The sequence below is a fragment of the Pseudaestuariivita rosea genome (assembly GCF_017592335.1).
GTDB lineage: Bacteria > Pseudomonadota > Alphaproteobacteria > Rhodobacterales > Rhodobacteraceae > Parasulfitobacter > Parasulfitobacter rosea.
The window spans coordinates 1-1,892 of sequence record NZ_JACNMP010000073.1; the positions used below are offsets into that span (position 1 = coordinate 1).

At 45.0% G+C, this 1,892-nt stretch carries 5 protein-coding genes; 2 read left to right on the forward strand and 3 right to left on the reverse strand.

The window, feature by feature from the left end:
- Positions 1 to 32: 32 nt before the first annotated feature.
- The 3 genes from H7848_RS19570 to H7848_RS19580 are packed head-to-tail and all read right to left on the reverse strand — an operon-like array spanning position 33 to position 976.
- Complete coding sequence (locus H7848_RS19570; protein WP_208354645.1) at positions 33 to 221, reverse strand: hypothetical protein; 189 nt, start codon at positions 219 to 221, stop codon at positions 33 to 35.
- Between the two features lie 51 nt (positions 222 to 272).
- Complete coding sequence (locus H7848_RS19575) at positions 273 to 623, reverse strand: hypothetical protein (RefSeq protein ID WP_208354647.1); 351 nt, start codon at positions 621 to 623, stop codon at positions 273 to 275.
- A 32-nt stretch (positions 624 to 655) separates the two neighbouring features.
- Entirely contained in the window at positions 656 to 976 is a 321-nt protein-coding gene (locus tag H7848_RS19580; RefSeq protein WP_208354649.1) for a hypothetical protein, read from the reverse strand.
- A 130-nt stretch (positions 977 to 1,106) separates the two neighbouring features.
- Between H7848_RS19580 and H7848_RS19585 the strand changes: the two genes are divergently transcribed.
- Both H7848_RS19585 and H7848_RS19590 read left to right on the forward strand, forming a co-directional pair.
- The gene (locus tag H7848_RS19585) at positions 1,107 to 1,313 is read left to right on the forward strand and encodes a transposase (protein ID WP_208354651.1); all 207 of its coding nucleotides are present in this window, start codon (positions 1,107 to 1,109) and stop codon (positions 1,311 to 1,313) included.
- A 136-nt stretch (positions 1,314 to 1,449) separates the two neighbouring features.
- On the forward strand, positions 1,450 to 1,737 hold the full coding sequence (locus tag H7848_RS19590) for an IS3 family transposase (protein WP_208354653.1): 288 nt from the start codon (positions 1,450 to 1,452) through the stop codon (positions 1,735 to 1,737).
- Positions 1,738 to 1,892: the final 155 nt, after the last annotated feature.

The window sequence follows — 1,892 nt, forward strand, 5'->3', positions numbered from 1 at the left end:
CGACGCAAAGATCCTGAAAATGAGAGAGGAGATCAAAAAGAAGACAATCCAAACACGTCGCTTGCAGCACCAATCAGCTGCCGCATAAACTCAAACTCAAACTCAAACTCAAACTCAAACTCAAACTCAAACTCAAACTCAAACTCAAACTGAAACTCAAACTGAAACTGAAACTGAACCAGAAACTGAAACTGAAACTGAAACTGAACCAGAGCCTCCACTACCAAACAGCCTCAGTTCTCCGAAAAACTCTGAAGACGGACATGCAAATCTCAAAAGAAAAAGAACAGTCCTGTACGACGTTCTATCGCTTCGCGAGCTAAGCTAGAAACTTTTTGATACTCAGATTGGCCTGTTTGCTGATGATATTGTTGTGATATTTCAATTACTTTCTCCAAAGCTTGAGCATTTAAAATCTGCTCATCTTCATAGTCGTCGATAATAATATCAGCCGCTTTATTGATAGTTGTGAAGTAGCCATTTCTGAAAGCTTCATCAAAAGCTTCTTTCTCAAACAAGAATTCAATCAAATCTCCGGCCCGGGACTGATCAATGTCCAGCCTCTGCATTGCATTTTGATCGACGGGAACGACAATTGTTTTCATATTAATCCAATTAGACATAACTCGGCCATGCCGGTTTTTATCGAGATCAGCTAAACTAGTTTAGTCATGTCCAACTGCTTCATAACACTATTTTCTGCTGGACATCCTCCACTCATAGGCTGAAGTTCTATGTATTTCCCATTCTCTATCATGGCAAAATCTCTATTTGTTGGGAATATATCCATTCCAAGATCAGTTTCTTCATTAGGCCATACGCTAAAGCGTATCGCTTCTACATCGCCAAATATATCTTGATACTTTCGTCTGACGAACTTGCCATGAATTGGATGGTCCTGAACATGATATCCTGATCCAACTTCAATGTGTTTGATCAGTTCAGCCATTTTTAGTATTTTTTCTTCAGATATCATTTTATCATCCTAAAACAGACTATCGATTTGTTTGATTGCATCATAACCTAGCTGTCCGTATTCATGAACTTGATATGTCTTAGCCCCCTAAAACTGTGCCACTATTTTGTTGTCACAGGAGGTATGCTGGATGGCTCGGAAGCGGTATTCGGATGAAGATGCGTTGAAGCTGTTGCGCGAGATTGACGTGCATTTGCATGATGGGTTGGATGTTGTGAGCGCATGCCGCAAGGCGGGGATTTCGGACAAGACGTATTACTATTGGCGCAAGAAGTTTGGCGGCATGGGTCGGCCACAGTTGTCTGAGATGCGGGCGCTGCAGAGTGAAGCCGGTTAAGCAAACGATCCGGGGGATCGTTTGTGAGGCGTAACAATGAACGGCTCAAGAAGATCGTGGCTGATCTTCAACTTGATAAGCTGATCCTGAAGGAGAGCCTGGATCATTTAAAGCCCAAGGCCTGACGGTGGATGGGTTGCGTCAGGCCGTAATCCACACCCGTCAGAAGCTGAACACATCAGAGCGCCGGACTTGTGGGGTGCTTGGCATGGCGCGATCCAGTCTAAGATATCAGCCTAAGCCAGCGAATGACGATGCCCTGCGCCTGGCGATGATCCGGTTGGCCAAGCAGTATGGGCGATATGGCTACCGGAAAGTGACAGCGCTTTTGCGCATGGAAGGCTGGCTGGTTAACCACAAGAAGATTGAGCGTTTGTGGGGTGAAGAAGGCTTGCAGTTACCCCATCGGCATAAGAAACGATGAGGGAAGCGATAGCCCGGCATTCCGTTAGGTGTAAAGCACACGATTTGATCTGACATTTCTGCTCTTATGGAGCGCAAGAAGGAGTGTCGATCAATGACAAGCATTCAAGAGAAGATCATCAAACCGAAGCTCGGGCTGCTGGAATTGGCCAAGCA

What these genes read in the sequence shown, in the direction of transcription:
- H7848_RS19575 (WP_208354647.1), bottom strand. Translation starts at nt 623, where the DNA reads ATGTCTAATTGGATTAATATGAAAACAATTGTCGTTCCCGTCGATCAA.
- H7848_RS19580 (WP_208354649.1), bottom strand. Translation starts at nt 976, where the DNA reads ATGATATCTGAAGAAAAAATACTAAAAATGGCTGAACTGATCAAACAC.
- H7848_RS19585 (WP_208354651.1), top strand. Translation starts at nt 1,107, where the DNA reads ATGGCTCGGAAGCGGTATTCGGATGAAGATGCGTTGAAGCTGTTGCGC.